The following is a 17,298-nucleotide window of genomic DNA, read 5'->3' as shown; positions in this document are numbered from 1 at the left end:
GATTTGTAATTTAATTATGTTATTAGGTTCATTAATAATTTTTAATTAATAGGGTTATGATTATACCAAAAGAAGAACGACTTAATGTTTTTACTCATGCAATGGGAATTGTTTTAAGTGTTATGGGTACTGCTCATTTTTTTTATAATCAATCTTATAGCGAACCAAGAATCTTTCTCGCTTTGATTGTTTATTGTTTTTCATTGATATTCTTGTTTTCTTCATCTACCATTTACCATTCCGTTTCTGGTGATAAAAAATTATTTTGGCGTAAAATTGATCACATCGCTATCTTATTTTTAATTGCTGGGAGTTATACACCGGTAACGTTAACTGTTTTATACGAATCTTCAGGTATTTTAATTTTTAAAGGAGTTTGGTGTATTGTCTTTTTTGGAACCATTTTTAAAATATTCTATACAGGTCGTTTCGAAAAGATATCTTTATTTATGTATTTAGGGATGGGGTGGTTGGTTATTTTGGATATTGATTCTGTAATTAATTCTTTTACATCATTAGCATTAATATATTTGGCACTTGGTGGTTTTTTCTACACAACGGGTGTTTATTTTTATTCCAATAAAACCATTAAAGAAACGCATGCCATTTGGCATGTTTTTGTTTTATTTGGTGCCCTATTTCATTTTCTTATGATTAATGAAATTTTAAGAGTTTATACAAACTAAAAAACCCTGCAGAAAGGGGCTTCGCAGGGTTTTTAAAAACAAATAAACTAGGTTAAATTCAAATATGTACTTTTATTTTTTAATATCTTTTTTGATACTGTAAATATGGTATATTTAAATCTTTAACCCACTATGAGTTGTTGTAACTGGCTATGATTAATGCACAGTTGGTTGGTTTAATGTAATATCTGGCAAATTTCTCTAAAGAAGAGCAGCAACTAATATCCCCGAAATGATAGCGATAAATTTCCTGCTGTTAAATACATGACCTGCGGAACTTTCAAAAAGAATTGTTGTAGATATATGAAATAAGATTCCAACTACTACTGCATCAATTATTTTGGTTATGGATTCAAAGTTTAATAGATTTTCTTTAACTATTCCACCTATAGGAGTCATTGCAGCAAAAATAAATAGTGCTATAATTTTTTGAATTTTAGGAGTGTTAGTTTCCCATAAGAGTAAAGTCATTACAATTCCTATGGGTAATTTATGTATCATTATTCCTAATAATAGTTCCGGCTGATCGTTTAATGGCATACCCTCCATAAAGGCATGAATACATAAACTTATAATGAGTACCCAGGGCAGCTGGTTTGTTTTATTTGTGTGTGTATGACCATGTTCTGCTCCTTTAGAAAACAATTCAAGCAATATTTGAATGACAATACCTACCATGATCCATATTCCAGGATTTGAATTATTATCTTCAAATAAATGGGGCAATAAATTAATGACGATGATTGATAATAGAAACGAACCGCTAAAGGACAGAATCAACTTTAATTCTGTCATTTTTTTTGGACGTAGAATTAATGCAATAGCAGCACCAAAATAAACTGCAATAAAGGGTAATAATAAGGATAGCTGCATAATATGTATGAAGGTATCAATTCCCTTCGTTTATTGTGCAAAATTAAGCTATTTTTGACAGCAATTAAAAGGGGTATGGAAGGTAATTTTAAAATGTTGGCAAAAACATTCTACGGAATGGAAGGATTATTAGCTGAAGAGCTTAAAAATCTGGGGGCTCAAGAAGTTGAACAAGGTAATCGAATCGTTCATTTTGTTGGAGATAAAGGGTTTATGTATAAAGCTAATTTGAGTTTAAGAACGGCTTTGAAAATTTTAAAGCCTATTCATACTGCTCGAGTTACCAATGAGCATGAGCTTTATAATATGGTTTATGACTTCGATTGGATAAATTATTTAAGTACTAAGAACTCTTTAGCAATTGACAGTGTTGTGTTTGGAGAAAATTTCACACATTCTCTTTATGTTTCTCAAAAAACTAAAGACGCAATAGTTGACCGATTTAGAGCAGATACTGGGAAACGCCCAGACGTTAATTTAGATCATCCAGATGTACGTATTAATGTACACATAGATAAAGATATTTGTACTATTTCTTTAGATAGTTCAGGAAGTTCTTTACATCACCGTGGCTATAGAACCGCTACAAATATAGCACCCCTTAACGAGGTGTTAGCTGCAGGTATAATTTTACTGTCAGGGTGGGATCAAACTGTTGATTTTTTGGATCCTATGTGTGGTAGTGGAACCATTCTAATTGAGGCAGCAATGCTTGCCTGTAATATTCCTGCCAATATTAATAGAAAGGAATTTGCTTTTGAAAAATGGAATGATTGGGATGAAGAATTATTTTATAAAATTGAAGAAGCTCAAATAAGCAAAATACGTGGTTTGGCTGGGACAATTTCGGGTTTTGACAAAGCTCCTTCTGCTATTGAAAAAGCAAGAGAGAATATTAAAAATGCAAATTTGGAGGAATTTATTTCTATTGAAAAAAATAATTTCCTTTATTCTGAGAAAGAAACTGACCGTCCATTGCATATTGTTACCAATCCACCATACGGGGAACGATTAGAAGGCGACATGAATCTTTTTTATTCTGAAATAGGGGATACTTTAAAGCAAAAGTATTCCGATACTCAGGCCTGGATGATAAGTGCCAATATGGAAGCCTTAAAACACGTTGGTCTTCGTCCCTCTCGTAAAATAAAACTCTTTAATGGGAAATTAGAAACTAGACTTTCTCTTTTCTCTATCTATAAAGGAACCAAGAAAATTCATAAACTAAAAAAAGAAGAATGATTAATATAAAAACAAAAGCCTTACTTTTTAATTTATTGTGTTTCGGATTTTTATTTTTAATTATAAAAACAATTATAGGCACGTTTCTTCAACTGTCATATATTCCTTTAATAGCCTTTTCAGCATTATTGGCAAGTGTTTTCTCACCAAAATTTCTAGTTGAAAAAGGTAAATTGTATGTCAAAATACCATTATTTAAAGATCCTCGGGAACTTTAGATTTTTTTAACCTAAACGGAAGCGAATAAGTTAGAGTATAATTGAAACTTGCACCGAAATTATTTTCATCGGTTACTTTATTGAAACCAGGAACATGTAAGTTGCCGAAATTGGTAGGTTGTGGGTTTGTTATCATTCGATGCATCCTAAGACTGATTCCTAAAAAGAATTTTGAGTTGAGTTGAACTTTCGTTCCAAAAACAATTTCCATCCAACCAGAACTTAAAGTTTCTTTTTCACCGTTTGCAAACCCAGATGTAGTTCTTGGAGTATCCCAATAATGATGGGTTATATAAACTAAATAATCGTTTAAAGTCTGGGTATGTATGCTTCTAGCATAACGAATTCCGAGATAAACATCGTTGTTCATTCCTGCCCAGTTTTTGTACATATTATAATCTACTCCAAGTTTGATATAGCTTCCGGTTGCTGTGAAATTTAATTCCTCGGCTTGTATTGTAGCTTTTTCATTTCCAATTTCTGTAGCAATATAAATGTTTTCTTTGATCTTAAGATCTGCTACGACTTCAAGACCTTGAAAGTTTGAGTCAAATTGGGAGCGTATAGGTTTATATAGATCAATTCCTGCACGAAGTGCATAGGTTTTAGGTTCTTTTTTTATTTCTAAAACATTGCTTTCTTGAGCTACTGTAAACCAGCTCAAAAACAGTATGCTAATGATAAATAGCCAAGTGTGCTTGTTGTTCATTGGAAACAGTGTCAATTAATATTTCAAAAGATTCAATCCATAAAGGTGCATTAATAGGATATGATATTACGTTCTCGTTTAAAGTAAAATTAGCTCGATAACCACAAGCTCTATTTATGTATTCATCAAAGCGACCATAATTAAATTGTAGTGTATCGGAAACAGTTGAACTGACAGTGCTACTGGGTAGAACAAACGCATATTGAGTAAAAGCACTTTGAACCTTTAAGGGAAGCGCAAGAGAGTCTGAATTTATAGTCATCAATGGATCTTCGTTTCCAACACCATAAACTATAATGTTATTAGCCGCCTTGTATTCATTTCTATTATCCTTGTCAAACAAACGAACAACTAGTTGTGGGGTGCTGGGGGTTTCTATTAAACAGATATCATCTTTCTCGCATCCTACAATTATACTGTAGATGAGAATCAGAAGGAAAGGAGCAATTTTAGTTTTCATCATATCTTTTTCAAAAGTACAACATTTTCTACATGATGAGTTTGGGGAAACATATCTACAGCTTGAGAGGCTACAACGTTGTATTTAGCTTTCATTAAAGATAAATCCCTTGCTTGGGTTGCACTATTACAGCTCACATATACGATGCTATCTGGACTAAGTTCTAAAAGTTGATTAACAACATCTTTATGCATCCCATCGCGTGGTGGATCTGTTATGACAACCGAGGCTTTTCCATGTCGAGTTATAAAATCTTCTGTAAAAATTGCTTTCATATCTCCAGTCTCAAAAAATACATTGTCAATTTTATTATGAATTGCATTAGCCTTAGCAGCATTAATCGAATCAGGAACAACATCTACACCAACAACTTTTTTTGCTTTTTGAGCAATAAATTGAGCTATGGTTCCAGTTCCTGTATATAAATCATAGACCAATTCATCTCCTTGAAGATTTGCTAATTCTCGAACCACTTTATACAACTCATATGCTTGAAGTGAGTTTGTTTGATAAAAAGATTTAGCCGTTATTTTGAACTGCAATTCCTCCATAACTTCAGTTATGAAATCTGTTCCTCCATAACATATTATTTCTTGATCATATATTGTATCATTAGCTTTTTCGTTAATTACATATTGGATAGAGGTAATGGCAGGAAATTTTTCTGCAACAGCATCAAGCAGTGGAACTAATAGTTTTTCATTTTTATTAAATATTTGAAGAACAATCATTACTTCTTTGGTAGAAGTTGTGCGGATCATTAAACTTCTTAGAAAACCAGCTTTGTTTTTTGGATCAAAAAAGGCTATTTCATTTTCAAGTGCATACGAACGAATAAAATTTCTGATTTCATTTGAAGGGTCTGCTTGAAGATGACACTCATTAACGTCTACAATTTTGTCCCACATTCCGGGTTTATGGAACCCTAAAGCATTACGATTAATGTCAACACCTGATTCAACTTCTTCCTTCGTAAGCCATCTTTGATTTGAAAAAGAAAATTCCATTTTATTTCTATACCAATATGGATTTTCAACCGAAAGGATTGGTTCAAGCTCAGGAAGTTCTATTCCGCCAATTCTTTTTAAATTCTCAGTGACTTCTTTTTGTTTAAAAATAAGCTGAGAATCATATTTCATATGTTGCCATTTACAACCGCCACACACGCCAAAATGTTCGCAAACTGGTTCTGTTCTGTGTTCAGAATATTTATGAAATTTTACAATATTACCTTCGTAAAAACCTTTTCTTTTTTTGTAGGTGCTTATGTCTACCACATCTCCGGGCACTCCACTTGTTAAAAATATAATAGCTCCGTCATCTGTCTTAGCAACAGATTTACCTTTTGAAGCCGTATCAACGACCTTTACGCCTTCGAATAGTTGGTTTTTATTGCGTCTTCCCATGAGACAAAAATAAGGTTTTATAAACTGTTTTGGCAACAGAATTATTCAACAAGATTTATTTTTTTTTATAAGATAAATTGTAAGTTTGTGAAGGATGATTTCTCTCCCCCAAAACAAGAAGGAATTTGTATTAAATAACGATTAAAACTTTAATATGGAGTCTGTAAATCACAAAAATTCAAATTATTATTTAGATTTAGAAAAACAACACGGAGCTAAAGATTATCATCCACTTCCAGTTGTTCTTGCAAAAGGAGAAGGAGTATATTTATGGGATGTAGAGGGTAAGAAATATTACGATTTCTTGTCGGCATATTCAGCTGTAAACCAAGGACATTGTCATCCTAAGATTATTGATACTCTTAAAAATCAAGCCTCAACATTAACATTAACTTCTAGGGCTTTTCATAACAATCGTTTAGGTGAGTACATGGAATACACTACCGACTATTTTGGTTTTGAAAGTCTATTGCCAATGAATACTGGTGCTGAAGGAGTAGAGACTGCAATTAAAATTACTAGAAAATGGGGACACACCGTTAAAGGGATACCTGAAGGACAGGCACAAATTGTAGTTTGTGATAATAACTTTCACGGGAGAACAACAACGATAATATCTTTCTCTTCAGATGCTGGCTCAAAAGATCATTTTGGTCCTCATACCGGAGGATTTATAAACATTCCGTACAATGATGTAGAGGCATTAGATAAAGTTTTACAAGAAAACCCAAATATTGCTGGCTTTTTAGTCGAACCAATTCAGGGTGAGGCAGGTGTTTACACACCAGACGACGATTTTATTGCAAAAGCAAAAGCTGTTTGCAAAAAACACAACGTGCTGTTAATTGCTGATGAAATTCAAACTGGAATTGGAAGAACAGGAGCCCTTTTAGCAGTGTGTGGAAATTGTACTTGTGAGTCAAATTGCGAAAAACAAGAAGCTACTTATGTACGTCCTGATTTATTGATTTTAGGGAAAGCATTAAGTGGAGGAGTTTACCCAGTCTCTGCAGTGTTAGCAGATCGAGCTATAATGGATGTCATTCAGCCGGGGCAACACGGAAGCACTTTTGGAGGTAATCCTCTTGGTGTTTCTGTAGCAAAGACTGCATTAGGGGTAATACGGGAAGAAAAATTAACTCAAAATGCTCGTAAATTAGGTAAAATTTTTAGAGCTAAAATGACCGAGTATATTTTGGGTAGTTCTATTGTTAATTTAGTTCGTGGGCGAGGTTTGCTAAATGCCATATTAATCAATGATACTGAAGAAAGTAAAACCGCATGGAATATTTGTTTACGTCTTCGAGATCAAGGTTTATTAGCGAAACCTACCCATGGAAATATAATTCGTTTTGCACCTCCTTTAGTAATGACAGAAGAACAATTATTAGATTGCGTTGAAATAATCACTTCGGTTCTTCAAGAGTTTGAACCATAATAAAAGAATTTAATGGAACGGTCTGTTTATTTTGACAATGCTGCAACAACTCCTCTTAGGAAGGAAGTTGTTGATGTAATGCATGATGTATTGTTGAATACATACGGAAATCCATCCTCAACACATTCTTTTGGGCGTTCGGCAAAAACACAAATAGAAACTGCTAGAAAAAGTATTGCTAGACATTTTAATGTAAAACCTCAAGAGATTATTTTTACCTCTGGGGGAACTGAATCAGATAATATGTTTTTGCAGTGCGCAGTTCGTGATTTAGGAATACAAACAGTAATAACCTCCAAGATTGAGCATCATGCTATAATTCATGCTGTAGATTTTCTGGTAGAACATAACTTAGCTCAGGTTATTTATGTTAAAACCAATTCTGATGGAATGGTAGATTACGAGGATCTAGACCGTTTACTTGTTGCAGATGACTCAAAAAAACTAGTGAGTTTAATGCATGTAAATAATGAAATAGGAAGTATACTTGACCTAAAACGTGTTTCTAATTCTTGTAAATCCCATAATGCATTGTTCCATACCGATGCCGTTCAGGGAGTTGGTCATTACAGCATTGATTTAGAAAAGGTACAAATTGATTTCTTGTCAGCAGCAGCTCATAAGTTTCATGGACCCAAAGGAGTTGGTTTTTCGTTTATAAGACAGAATTCAGGTTTGAATCCATTTATTATGGGTGGTTCCCAAGAAAGAGGTCTTCGTGCTGGAACAGAATCTGTTCATAATATTGTTGGAATGGCGAAGGCTTTAGAAATTGCTTATTCAAAATTAGAAGAAGAGCAAGGTTACATTAGAGATCTAAAGTCCTATGCTATAAGTCAATTGAAATCTTCCTTGCCAGGAATTCATTTTAACGGTTGTTGCTCAGATTTAGAACACAGTACTTTTACCTTGATTAATGTTGCGTTACCAGTTCAAAAAAGTAAAGCTGAATTACTTAATTTTCATCTAGACCTAAAAGGAATTTCATGTTCAAAAGGGAGTGCTTGTCAGTCAGGGAGCCTCAAAGGATCCCATGTATTGGATCAAGTTTTACCTCAAGAACACAAATCAAAACCTTCCCTTCGTTTTTCATTTTCTATTTTCAACACAAAAGAAGAAATAGACTATTTGGTTGAAACACTTTGTTCCTTTATTGAAGAGTAATTTTTCTATTAGTTAGGTTTCCTAAATATAGAAGTTTCGAAGGTACTTATGTTCCCCTGATTGTCTTCAACTGTTAATTTAAAATCAAGTTTAGCATCTTTAAACACGAGATCTTCAAAATTGTAGATTATGGTTTTATTTTTAGGTTCGTGTTCTAGTAATATCCAGCGATCATTTATTGTGCCTCTATATTTTTTGATTCCGGAGAAGTCATCTTCAATTTTTAATTTTAAAAAAGAATAATTACTAAGCCATTGATTTGGTTTAAAGTTAAGAGGTTTTATGGTTGGTCCAATACTATCCTTTGCGAGGAAATAAGTTCCAGGTATGCCACTTTTAGTAATAAGTTTCCCTTCTTTCAATTTTGAGAATACATACTCAGCTTTTCCTTTTTTATTTATTCGAGCAATACCCCAAGGGTTTGTTTTTGTGGAATCAATTTTTGGAGAATCAAACTCAATTGTAAAAGTATTTTGAATTGCATCTGAATTAGAACCTAAATACAAACTGTCTTTAGTTTCTTTTATTTCAAAATCAACTGGTTCAAAAAAGGTGTTTTTAGGTAAATAAACTTCTTTGTTTTTTAACTGAAAAAGATAATCTAACTCTGGTTTGACTATATTTTCTTTTTTAGTTTCATTAAATCTTTTGAACGGTTCTTCTTTTCCTTCGATGAAACTTTCCACAAAAGTTTTATTCCCATGATAATCCTCAAGCATTATTTCAAGTTGATACGAGCGACCCGTTTCGAAGTTTAGTATTCCGTTTGGAGCATTCTCAGAAATAAAGCTGAAATCATAAGGGAGGTTTCTAAACAGTTTTTGAATTCTAAAACCCTCTTCAACATAAGTTTTATAATCAATTAACGTACTTATGTATTTACTGTCGTCGAAACTAATACGATCAAAAGTGTATTGTATCATTTCTTTTCCGTTTAGTCGAACTAAAACTTTATAAATACCATTCTTGTTATAACTTAGATCTTGACGATCGTACATTCGGATACCAATTCCTTTTGAGCCAAACCACTTTTGGTTTGAAGTTGTATACGTACTGTCATTTTTTCGAGTAATTCTAAGTTTTTTCTTTTTAATGCTTTTATCCTTTTCAAGATCATAAACATATAAATCTTGAATTACCGGACGTTGAGTGTCTTTAATGTCATACTTCAATCTTAATGGGTTTAGGGGTAATTGTAATTCCGAATTACGTAGTTCAAAATGTAAATGAGGTCCAAGTGATCCCCCTGTATTTCCAGAGTATCCTATTACCTCACCTTGTTTAACATTTAATTCATTGAGTTTATAATAGCTTTGGATTAAAAACCGTTCACTTTCATATTGCTTGTTTTTAATTATCTTTTCAATCCTAGGGGAGAAATTTTTCAAGTGTGCATACACCGAAGTGGTCCCGTCTGGATGATCAATATAAATTGCTTTTCCATATCCAGATACAGAAACTCTTATCCGACGTATACTTCCATTTTGTATACTTCTTACTGGAAACCCTTGTCGTCCTTGCGTTTTAATATCTAAGCCGGCATGGAAATGACTTCCTCTTAGTTCCCCAAAATTACCTGAAAGAAGCAGTGGAATGTCCAAGGGCGGAACTGTTTTTTGCGCGCTAGTACTAATGGATATCAAAATAAGAAAAACACCTAAGCAGTTTCTTGAAAATTTATTCATATTAGCTAAGATAAAAAATCCCTTTTTTAAGTATTTATTTTTTTAATTTTTTCTTCAAGAAACCTATTGGGAAGTTGTTTTTGTTGATAATAGTGTTTCTTTTTTTGTATAAAACACTCCAAGATTTTAGTACTTGATTTTCTATTTTTCAACCATTGAAAAATGGATTCAATTAAGTGATGGAGTGATGTATATGAATAAAAACAACCCGTTAAAAGCGCATTAACATTTGTTTAATCTTGATATAAGGATTTTAATATGTAAAAGGGAATGACAATTATCCTAAATTAGTGTGATGAATTTGAAATATAAGCTACACCCATCCCGATTTGTGTATTGTTCTTTCGTTAACTTTATGTTTAACCCTGAGGATATACTTTTTTCATTTCGAGAAGAAGAAGGAATTACCTTTTTAGTATCTGAAGAAGTTGCTCGATTGAATAATATATTATTTGAAGAAACGTGGGCATTAATATCAGTAGAGACAATAACATCTTTAAACTCAACAGGAATAACAGCTCATATTTCTGCTCTTCTTTCGATACATAAGATACCCTGTAATATAGTAGCTGGATTTTATCACGATTATCTTTTAGTGCCTTACGACTCTGGTTCCGAAGCGGTACAAGTTTTAGAAGTTTAGTTTGATTTCTGAAACCTAAATGTTTTGTTAAATTTCATAAATGAACTTCTTAAAAAGTATAGAATAGATTTAAAATTCATAGCTTTGTGATGTTAGGAGTTATGTGTCATTATGAGTCAAAAAAATCAAAATGTTGAACTTCTCGAAAGAAACATAGTGTTACTTTTAAATAAATTAGAAGAGAACCACTACGCTTTACAGTCTTTAACTGAACAGTTGGAGGAGTCAAAAAAAAAGTTAAACGATGTTTCAGAAGAGAATAAAACTCTAAAGAAAGCTCAAGCTTCCTTAGAAATGGCTAACGCATTACTCGGCAGTAACGAAAGTAATACAAAGACTAAAAATAAAATCAAGGCTCTAATAAAGCAAGTAGATGGTTGTATGAATCAACTACAAACTTTAGAGTAATTTTTTATGAGTGAATTGCTAAAAATAAAGTTAACTATTGCAGATCGAGTGTATCCTTTGACGGTGGCACCCGACCAGGAGGAGTCTCTAAGAAAATCTGCAAAGAAAATTGAAGCAATGATCAAACAGTTGGAACAAAACTACGCAGTTAGGGACAAACAAGATGTCTTAGCTATGTGTGCTTTACAATATGCAACCCAACTAGAACAAAAGAGTACTACTGAAATAGAGGATAATACCACAGATGATCAAAAAATCACCCATTTAATTGAAATGATTGAGAATCACATGGCTACCTTTTAATACGTTCTTTAAAATAAATAATACACTACTGCCTGTATTAGTTTAAATTTTTGATAAACTCAACGATCTTATTTTTATAAGAGGTGAGTCCATATTGTAAAAGCAAGCTGTCTTTGAACAGATCCTTGATCAGTTGGTTAGCCGCAAACCTTTTTTTACGGAGTTTATACAAACCTCTAAGCTAGTACAGGCTTTTTTTATAAATAAAAACCAACTATGACAACAACAATATATTTAATACTAACAGCAGTTGCAGGACTTGTTTTGGGTCTGATAATCATGCAGATTATTCAGAAGAAAAAGTCTTCTTCAATAATCAAGAAAAGTGAGCAACAAGCTAGAAGAATCATCAAAAAGTCCCATCAAGAATCTGATAGGATTAAGAAAGAAAAGATGCTTCAGGCTAAAGAACGTTTTATTGAATTAAAATTAGATCACGAAAAGGTTATCAATCAAAGAGAGAAAAAAATAAATGAGATTGAAAACCAAGTACGCGAAAAAGAAAAAAATTTAAACAAAGAATTACAGCGAAATAAAGATTTAAATAGAAGTTTTGAGCAAAAATCTTCTAATCTAGATCAACGCATTCAAAAGTTTGATCGTAAAAGCCAATCTTTGGATGAAGCAGAAAAAAAATATCAAATAAAACTAGAGGAGATTTCTGGGCTAACTGCAGAAGAAGCTAAAAAAGAATTGATTACATCTTTAGAAGATAAGGCAAAAACAGATGCAATGTCTTTTATTCAAAATTCAATAGAAGAAGCTAAATTATCAGCAGAGCAAGAGGCTAAGAAAATCATTATTGGAACAATTCAACGTATTGGAACAGAAGAAGCAGTTGAAAATTGTGTTTCTGTTTTTAACTTAGAATCTGATGATGTAAAAGGACGAATTATTGGCCGAGAGGGACGAAATATTAGAGCAATAGAAGCAGCTACTGGAGTTGAGATTATTGTAGATGACACTCCTGAAGCGATTATATTATCTTGTTTTGATCCCGTAAGAAGAGAGATAGCAAGATTATCTTTACATCGTTTGGTCACAGATGGTAGGATTCATCCTGCTCGAATTGAAGAGGTTGTAAACAAAACATCAAAGCAAATTGAAAACGAAATTGCAGAAGTAGGAAAGCGAACTGTAATTGATTTAGGAATTCACGGATTAAATCCAGCATTAATTAAGATTATCGGTCGAATGAAATACCGTTCATCTTATGGTCAGAATTTACTTCAGCATTCTCGGGAGGTTGCAAAGCTTTGCGGTGTTATGGCTTCTGAATTAGGTTTAAATCCTAAATTAGCTAAACGTGCTGGATTACTTCACGATATTGGGAAAGTACCAGAGGAGGAGTCTGAGCTACCTCACGCTATTCTTGGAATGCAGTGGGCTGAAAAATATGGAGAGAAACCAGATGTGTGTAATGCAATTGGAGCTCACCATGACGAAGTAGAAATGACCTCTTTACTTTCTCCAATTATCCAAGTTTGTGATGCTATTTCGGGTGCAAGACCAGGCGCACGTCGTCAAGTGTTAGATAGTTATATTCAGCGCCTCAAAGACCTTGAAGAAATAGCTTTGGACTTCAATGGAGTGAGTAAGGCCTATGCTATTCAGGCTGGGAGAGAATTACGCGTGATTGTTGAAAGTGAAAAAGTATCTGACAACAATGCAGCTGAATTATCTTTCCAAATTTCACAGAAAATTCAAACTGATATGACTTATCCAGGTCAGGTTAAGATTACTGTAATTCGAGAAACAAGGGCAGTAAATGTTGCTAAATAAGTTTTAATTATCCAATTAAAATATTATAAAGTAATCCTGCACATGCTGCTCCAGCTAAAGGTCCAAACACGGGAATCCATGCATAAGACCAGTCTGCGTCTTTGTTTTTTCTTGGCAGCATTTGGTAGAGGATACGTGGCCCCAGGTCTCTTGTTGGATTAATAGCATAACCGGTTGTTCCTCCAAGGCTCATACCAATTACCCATACCAGAATGGCAACAGGTAATGCATCTAAAGAGCCTATTCCAAAGTTTTGAATGTCCATTCCTTCGATTTCTATATTCGGTGAAACAATAAAGAATATTCCAAATACAAGCATAAAGGTTCCGATAAATTCACTAAAGAAATTGTTTTTGAAGTTACGAATCGCAGGTCCTGTACAAAATGTACTTTTCACTGCACCTTCATCTTTTGTTACTCTGTAATGATCGATATAAAGAATATAAGAAAGCCAGCTTCCGAGCATTGCACCTAATAATTGGGCTAAAAAGTAAGAAGGTAAAAGTGACCATGAGAACTTTCCAATTACAGCTAATCCTAAAGTAACTGCAGGATTTAAATGGGCTCCACTGAATTGTCCTGTTATATATGCGCCAACAAAAACTGCAAATCCCCAAGAAGTTGTAATCAATACCCAGGAAGTTTGGCCCTCTGCAATTGTATCTTTTAGATTTACATTTGCAACAACGCCTGCCCCTAAAAACAAAAGGATCGCAGTACCAATAAATTCAGCAATAAAAGGTGTCATCATAATAATAAGTTTATTTAAACGTAAATTTCGTTAAAGAAAAATTCATAAGAACAATAATGTAAAAATTTTTATTGAATTCTTTTGTTAACTATTACTTTTTAAGTGATTAAGTTACCCTCACTATCCCATTCAGCGGTATCGTTTCTTTTATCTTGGTCTATGCATTTAGCAATCCATTCGGGATCGTACTCTAAACCATGATCATCTAGAACGTGTTGTGGAACACCGTTCCATACATTTGGAATATTTCCTGCATAGCCGAGTTCTTTAATTCCAATTTCAGATGTAAAATAACCCGTCATAATTAAATTCTTAATTAGACTAAAGAATTGAATGGGTTGTGTTTGTTCCGATCCACTTAATTCTGGGTCAGGAAATGCAATTTTGTCTAAGATTGATTTTTGTTGTTCCTCTGTCAGTAAAATAAATCTTTTTCCAAAAAGTGAATTAGAGTCATGATCTAAATTCATTAATCCTCCTCGGATTTGATCTTGAAAATTAGGGTAATCTTTTGCCATAAATTCTATAAACTCTGGAACTCCTGCATCCTCTATATTTCCATTTTCATTTGGAGGTAAAACTAAGTGTCCCAAGACAGTAATAGATTTAAGCTCATGAGATAAAAAAAAACTTTCAGATAAAATACGTTCATCAGTAGCTTTTTCTTTTGGAGTTCTTCCGTATTGATATTCCCATATTTTAGTATTTAATTCTTGTTGGTTTTCACCAACACAACTTTCTAAGGCTAAACCACCAATTAAGGAGCCTAGAAATAGCGATTTTATACTTTCTCTTCTATCCATAAAATTAGATGTTTTGTTTTTTAAGTTCTTGAATAATATAATCCGAAGTCCTCCATGCAAGCGCAAGAATTGTCCAGGTTGGGTTTTTGTCTGCTTGTGAAACAAAAGGTCCAGCATCTACAATAAAAACATTCTTAACGTCATGAAGTTGTTCAAATTCATTTACCACTGACTTTTTGGGGTCGGTTCCCATTCGTGTAGTTCCAACTTCATGAATAATTCTACCTGGATTTAGTAATCCGTAATTTTCTTTTTCTGTTGGTTTACTACCTAAAACAATACCTCCCATATTATCAATAATTTCTTCAAAAGTATTGTGCATGTGACGCGCTTGATTTCTTTCAAAATCACTCCATTTATAATTAAATCTTAAGACCGGTATTCCAAATTCATCCACCTTGGTAGGATCAATTTCACAATAATTATCTTCTCTTGCGATTGCTTCTCCACGTCCAGACATTCCCATGACGGATCCATAAAATTTTTGGATATCTTCCCTTAAAGGATTCCCGTATCCTCCAACCTTTATTCCAAGGTATTTGTTTAAATCATTTACATTAAATCCGGTCCCGTAAGAGGGCATTCCCATTCCCCCCCAAACTTCTATGTGATACCCTCTAGGAAAATCAAGCTTTTTATTATCAAGCCACCATGGAGAATAAATATGCATTCCACCAACTCCATCTTCATTATATCGCTTACGATTCATTAAACTTGGAACGAAAGCCATTCGATCAGTACCGGTAGAATCATGAAGATATTTCCCTACCATATTACTGTTATTTCCTAGGCCGTTAGGGTGTTGTTTACTCTTTGAATTCAAAAGAATTCTAGCCGAGCTGCAGGCGGAGGCTGCTAGAATCACAATCTTCCCCATGATTTTATTTTCTGTACGGTCTTTTTTATTGATATAAGAAACACCCGTTGCTTTCCCTTCTTCGTTGACAAGAACCTCTCGAACCATACTATCGACATAAAGGTCGACTTGTCCTCCAGATTTTTGAGCTGGGAAAATTAAACATGATCCAGAGGAGAAATCTGCATAAACAGAACATGAACGATTGCATTGTCCACAATAAAAACAAACACCTCGATCATTATTTATTCTTTTGGTAAGAATAGATAGTCTGGATGGAATTACTTTTACATTCGATTTTTTAGCACCTTTTATATAATAAAGTTCATGTAGTCGAGGTTTGGGAGGGGGTAAAAAGAATCCATCTGGCTCATTTGGTAAATTCTCTTTGCTTCCAAAAACACCAATAAGCTGATCAACTTTATCGTAATATGGCTTAAGATCGTCGTAACCAATAGGCCAGTTTTCTCCTAGCCCATCACGATCTTTACCTTTAAAATCTCGAGGTCCAAATCGAAGAGATATTCTACCCCAATGATTTGTTCTTCCGCCGAGCATCCTCGATCTATACCAGTCAAACTGGGTATCTCCAACCTGTGTGTAAGGCTCTCCTTCTAACTCCCAACCACCATATGCCATATCGAATTCTCCAAATACTCGCTGGGTGTTAGCACCTCGTCTAGGGGATTCGTAAGGCCATTTTAATTGTGTTTGTTGTTCTGGATTCGCAGGATCGAAATGAGGTCCTGCTTCAACAACAGCAACTTTAAGTCCGGCATCTGCTAAAACTTTAGTTGCCATTCCACCTCCAGCTCCAGACCCTACAATTACAACATCATATATTTTTGAAGATTCAATTATTTGCATGGCTATTTGTGTATTATGAGTTTATAAAGTTGTTTACTTCAATGTTTTTGTTTTCACCATTTTGATACTTCATATAGGTGAAGCCTTTGTGAATAGAACTTGAACCAACTCTACCTTGCTTATCAAGAGCAATGTATGCTACTTGAAAATCAACATGCTCTCCTTGTTTTCTTATTATTCGTTGAATAGCTTCGTCACAGGCATCTTGTGGTGAATAACCTTGACGCATGAGTTCTACAATTAAAAAACTACCTACTGTTTTGATAATTTCTTCCCCCATTCCTGTTGCTACTGCTCCACCAATTTCATTGTCAACATATAATCCTGATCCAATAATAGAGGAATCACCGACACGTCCTTTCATTTTATATGACAGACCACTTGTGCTGCAAGCTCCAGCAATATTTCCTTTTTTATCCATACACAAAACGCCAATGGTATCGTGATTTTCGATGTTGATTATGGGTTTGTATTTTGAATTTTTAGACCATTCCAACCAACTCTCTTTAGATTCCTCTGTAAGTAGATTTGTTTGTTTATAGCCTAGTGATTTTGCAAAAGATTCAGCTCCTTCAGCTGCTAACATGACGTGCGGTGTTTTTTCCATTACATCTCTAGCCAAAGCAGCTACATGAACAATGTTTTGAACTGCAACGACTGACCCACAATCTCCTTTATGATCCATAACACAAGCATCGAGAGTAACATTACCTTCCCGATCAGGTGCTCCGCCATAGCCTACGGTTGTGTTTTTATCATTTAATTCTTCAACTTCAGCTGCCTTTATAGCTGAGCTGAGTGCATCTAAATCTGATTCTAAAGCTTTCCCTGCTGCAGCATTAGCTTTTACAAAATTCCAAGTACATATAGATATTGGACCTTTTTCGTTTTTTATAACCTCTGAGAAATTTGGTTTGTTTGACGCTGAAAGTGCTTTAGGCACTATCAATGTTGCTAGACTTCCAATCAATGTTTTTCCTAAAAAAGACCTTCTTTTCATGATT

Annotated in this window: 17 protein-coding genes and 1 other RNA gene; 9 read left to right on the top strand and 9 right to left on the bottom strand. The window is 33.9% G+C overall.

Translation table 11 applies throughout. The annotated features are described in order from the left end of the window. Positions 1–56: 56 nt before the first annotated feature. Positions 57–686: a PAQR family membrane homeostasis protein TrhA gene (gene trhA, locus NG655_RS06540; protein ID WP_252158529.1), complete on the top strand. Its 630-nt coding sequence runs from the start codon at positions 57–59 to the stop codon at positions 684–686. 201 nt (positions 687–887) lie between these two features. Here the strand turns inward: trhA and NG655_RS06535 are convergent, their stop codons facing one another. Next, positions 888–1,559: a ZIP family metal transporter gene (locus NG655_RS06535; RefSeq protein WP_252158528.1), complete on the bottom strand. Its 672-nt coding sequence runs from the start codon at positions 1,557–1,559 to the stop codon at positions 888–890. Positions 1,560–1,652: 93 nt separating this feature from the next. Here NG655_RS06535 and NG655_RS06530 point away from each other — a divergent pair, with 93 nt between their 5' ends. Then, positions 1,653–2,801: a THUMP domain-containing class I SAM-dependent RNA methyltransferase gene (locus NG655_RS06530; RefSeq protein WP_419469278.1), complete on the top strand. Its 1,149-nt coding sequence runs from the start codon at positions 1,653–1,655 to the stop codon at positions 2,799–2,801. A gap of 195 nt (positions 2,802–2,996) precedes the next feature. Here the strand turns inward: NG655_RS06530 and NG655_RS06525 are convergent, their stop codons facing one another. The 3 genes from NG655_RS06525 to rlmD are packed head-to-tail and all read right to left on the bottom strand — an operon-like array spanning position 2,997 to position 5,594. Beyond that, positions 2,997–3,683: a DUF6048 family protein gene (locus NG655_RS06525; RefSeq protein WP_252158527.1), complete on the bottom strand. Its 687-nt coding sequence runs from the start codon at positions 3,681–3,683 to the stop codon at positions 2,997–2,999. Positions 3,684–3,693: 10 nt separating this feature from the next. Then, a complete protein-coding gene (locus NG655_RS06520) occupies positions 3,694–4,191 on the bottom strand; it encodes a DUF6452 family protein (RefSeq protein WP_252158526.1) in 498 nt (165 codons plus the stop codon). Next, on the bottom strand, positions 4,188–5,594 hold the full coding sequence (gene rlmD / locus NG655_RS06515) for a 23S rRNA (uracil(1939)-C(5))-methyltransferase RlmD (RefSeq protein WP_252158525.1): 1,407 nt from the start codon (positions 5,592–5,594) through the stop codon (positions 4,188–4,190). Before rlmD ends, NG655_RS06520 begins: the two co-directional genes overlap by 4 nt. Before the next feature lie 154 nt (positions 5,595–5,748). Here rlmD and rocD point away from each other — a divergent pair, with 154 nt between their 5' ends. Both rocD and NG655_RS06505 read left to right on the top strand, forming a co-directional pair. Further along, on the top strand, positions 5,749–7,032 hold the full coding sequence (gene rocD, locus NG655_RS06510) for an ornithine--oxo-acid transaminase (protein WP_252158524.1): 1,284 nt from the start codon (positions 5,749–5,751) through the stop codon (positions 7,030–7,032). Between the two features lie 12 nt (positions 7,033–7,044). Further along, complete coding sequence (locus tag NG655_RS06505) at positions 7,045–8,196, top strand: cysteine desulfurase family protein (protein WP_252158523.1); 1,152 nt, start codon at positions 7,045–7,047, stop codon at positions 8,194–8,196. Positions 8,197–8,204: 8 nt separating this feature from the next. Here NG655_RS06505 and NG655_RS06500 read toward each other — a convergent pair whose 3' ends face one another. Beyond that, positions 8,205–9,881, bottom strand: a complete 1,677-nt coding sequence (locus tag NG655_RS06500) for a M23 family metallopeptidase (RefSeq protein WP_252158522.1) — start codon at positions 9,879–9,881, stop codon at positions 8,205–8,207. A 295-nt stretch (positions 9,882–10,176) separates the two neighbouring features. On the opposite strand from NG655_RS06500, the gene NG655_RS06495 reads away from it, so the two are divergent. The 5 genes from NG655_RS06495 to rny all read left to right on the top strand — a co-directional run bounded on the left by NG655_RS06495 (position 10,177) and on the right by rny (position 13,017). Next, complete coding sequence (locus NG655_RS06495) at positions 10,177–10,524, top strand: ACT domain-containing protein (RefSeq protein ID WP_252158521.1); 348 nt, start codon at positions 10,177–10,179, stop codon at positions 10,522–10,524. A 111-nt stretch (positions 10,525–10,635) separates the two neighbouring features. Beyond that, complete coding sequence (locus tag NG655_RS06490) at positions 10,636–10,932, top strand: hypothetical protein (RefSeq protein ID WP_252158520.1); 297 nt, start codon at positions 10,636–10,638, stop codon at positions 10,930–10,932. A 6-nt stretch (positions 10,933–10,938) separates the two neighbouring features. Further along, the gene (locus NG655_RS06485; RefSeq protein WP_252158519.1) at positions 10,939–11,235 is read left to right on the top strand and encodes a cell division protein ZapA; all 297 of its coding nucleotides are present in this window, start codon (positions 10,939–10,941) and stop codon (positions 11,233–11,235) included. 57 nt (positions 11,236–11,292) lie between these two features. Beyond that, a non-coding RNA gene (gene ssrS, locus NG655_RS06480) (6S RNA) lies at positions 11,293–11,401 on the top strand. A gap of 50 nt (positions 11,402–11,451) precedes the next feature. Then, positions 11,452–13,017, top strand: coding sequence for a ribonuclease Y (gene rny, locus NG655_RS06475; RefSeq protein WP_252158518.1), 1,566 nt, complete (start codon positions 11,452–11,454; stop codon positions 13,015–13,017). Between the two features lie 7 nt (positions 13,018–13,024). Here rny and NG655_RS06470 read toward each other — a convergent pair whose 3' ends face one another. The 4 genes from NG655_RS06470 to NG655_RS06455 all read right to left on the bottom strand — a co-directional run bounded on the left by NG655_RS06470 (position 13,025) and on the right by NG655_RS06455 (position 17,294). Further along, complete coding sequence (locus tag NG655_RS06470; protein ID WP_419469270.1) at positions 13,025–13,768, bottom strand: MIP/aquaporin family protein; 744 nt, start codon at positions 13,766–13,768, stop codon at positions 13,025–13,027. A 98-nt stretch (positions 13,769–13,866) separates the two neighbouring features. Then, the gene (locus tag NG655_RS06465) at positions 13,867–14,571 is read right to left on the bottom strand and encodes a gluconate 2-dehydrogenase subunit 3 family protein (protein ID WP_252158517.1); all 705 of its coding nucleotides are present in this window, start codon (positions 14,569–14,571) and stop codon (positions 13,867–13,869) included. Between the two features lie 4 nt (positions 14,572–14,575). Continuing rightward, on the bottom strand, positions 14,576–16,294 hold the full coding sequence (locus NG655_RS06460; RefSeq protein WP_252158516.1) for a GMC family oxidoreductase: 1,719 nt from the start codon (positions 16,292–16,294) through the stop codon (positions 14,576–14,578). Positions 16,295–16,307: 13 nt separating this feature from the next. Then, a complete protein-coding gene (locus tag NG655_RS06455) occupies positions 16,308–17,294 on the bottom strand; it encodes an isoaspartyl peptidase/L-asparaginase family protein (protein ID WP_252158515.1) in 987 nt (328 codons plus the stop codon). Positions 17,295–17,298 lie beyond the last annotated feature (4 nt).

Origin of the sequence: Candidatus Arcticimaribacter forsetii (assembly GCF_910589745.1) — a bacterium.
In the GTDB taxonomy this organism is placed as follows: Bacteria; Bacteroidota; Bacteroidia; order Flavobacteriales; family Flavobacteriaceae; genus Arcticimaribacter; species Arcticimaribacter forsetii.
This window is presented reverse-complemented; position numbering and strand designations above follow the sequence as displayed.

Coding starts and splice junctions, on each gene's coding strand:
- NG655_RS06465 (WP_252158517.1), bottom strand. CDS start 14,571: ATGGATAGAAGAGAAAGTATAAAATCGCTATTTCTAGGCTCCTTAATT.
- NG655_RS06470 (WP_419469270.1), bottom strand. CDS start 13,768: ATGATGACACCTTTTATTGCTGAATTTATTGGTACTGCGATCCTTTTG.
- rny (WP_252158518.1), top strand. CDS start 11,452: ATGACAACAACAATATATTTAATACTAACAGCAGTTGCAGGACTTGTT.
- trhA (WP_252158529.1), top strand. CDS start 57: ATGATTATACCAAAAGAAGAACGACTTAATGTTTTTACTCATGCAATG.
- NG655_RS06535 (WP_252158528.1), bottom strand. CDS start 1,559: ATGCAGCTATCCTTATTATTACCCTTTATTGCAGTTTATTTTGGTGCT.
- NG655_RS06490 (WP_252158520.1), top strand. CDS start 10,636: ATGAGTCAAAAAAATCAAAATGTTGAACTTCTCGAAAGAAACATAGTG.
- NG655_RS06485 (WP_252158519.1), top strand. CDS start 10,939: ATGAGTGAATTGCTAAAAATAAAGTTAACTATTGCAGATCGAGTGTAT.
- NG655_RS06505 (WP_252158523.1), top strand. CDS start 7,045: ATGGAACGGTCTGTTTATTTTGACAATGCTGCAACAACTCCTCTTAGG.
- NG655_RS06500 (WP_252158522.1), bottom strand. CDS start 9,881: ATGAATAAATTTTCAAGAAACTGCTTAGGTGTTTTTCTTATTTTGATA.
- NG655_RS06530 (WP_419469278.1), top strand. CDS start 1,653: ATGTTGGCAAAAACATTCTACGGAATGGAAGGATTATTAGCTGAAGAG.
- NG655_RS06520 (WP_252158526.1), bottom strand. CDS start 4,191: ATGATGAAAACTAAAATTGCTCCTTTCCTTCTGATTCTCATCTACAGT.
- NG655_RS06455 (WP_252158515.1), bottom strand. CDS start 17,294: ATGAAAAGAAGGTCTTTTTTAGGAAAAACATTGATTGGAAGTCTAGCA.
- NG655_RS06460 (WP_252158516.1), bottom strand. CDS start 16,294: ATGCAAATAATTGAATCTTCAAAAATATATGATGTTGTAATTGTAGGG.
- rlmD (WP_252158525.1), bottom strand. CDS start 5,594: ATGGGAAGACGCAATAAAAACCAACTATTCGAAGGCGTAAAGGTCGTT.
- NG655_RS06495 (WP_252158521.1), top strand. CDS start 10,177: ATGAATTTGAAATATAAGCTACACCCATCCCGATTTGTGTATTGTTCT.
- rocD (WP_252158524.1), top strand. CDS start 5,749: ATGGAGTCTGTAAATCACAAAAATTCAAATTATTATTTAGATTTAGAA.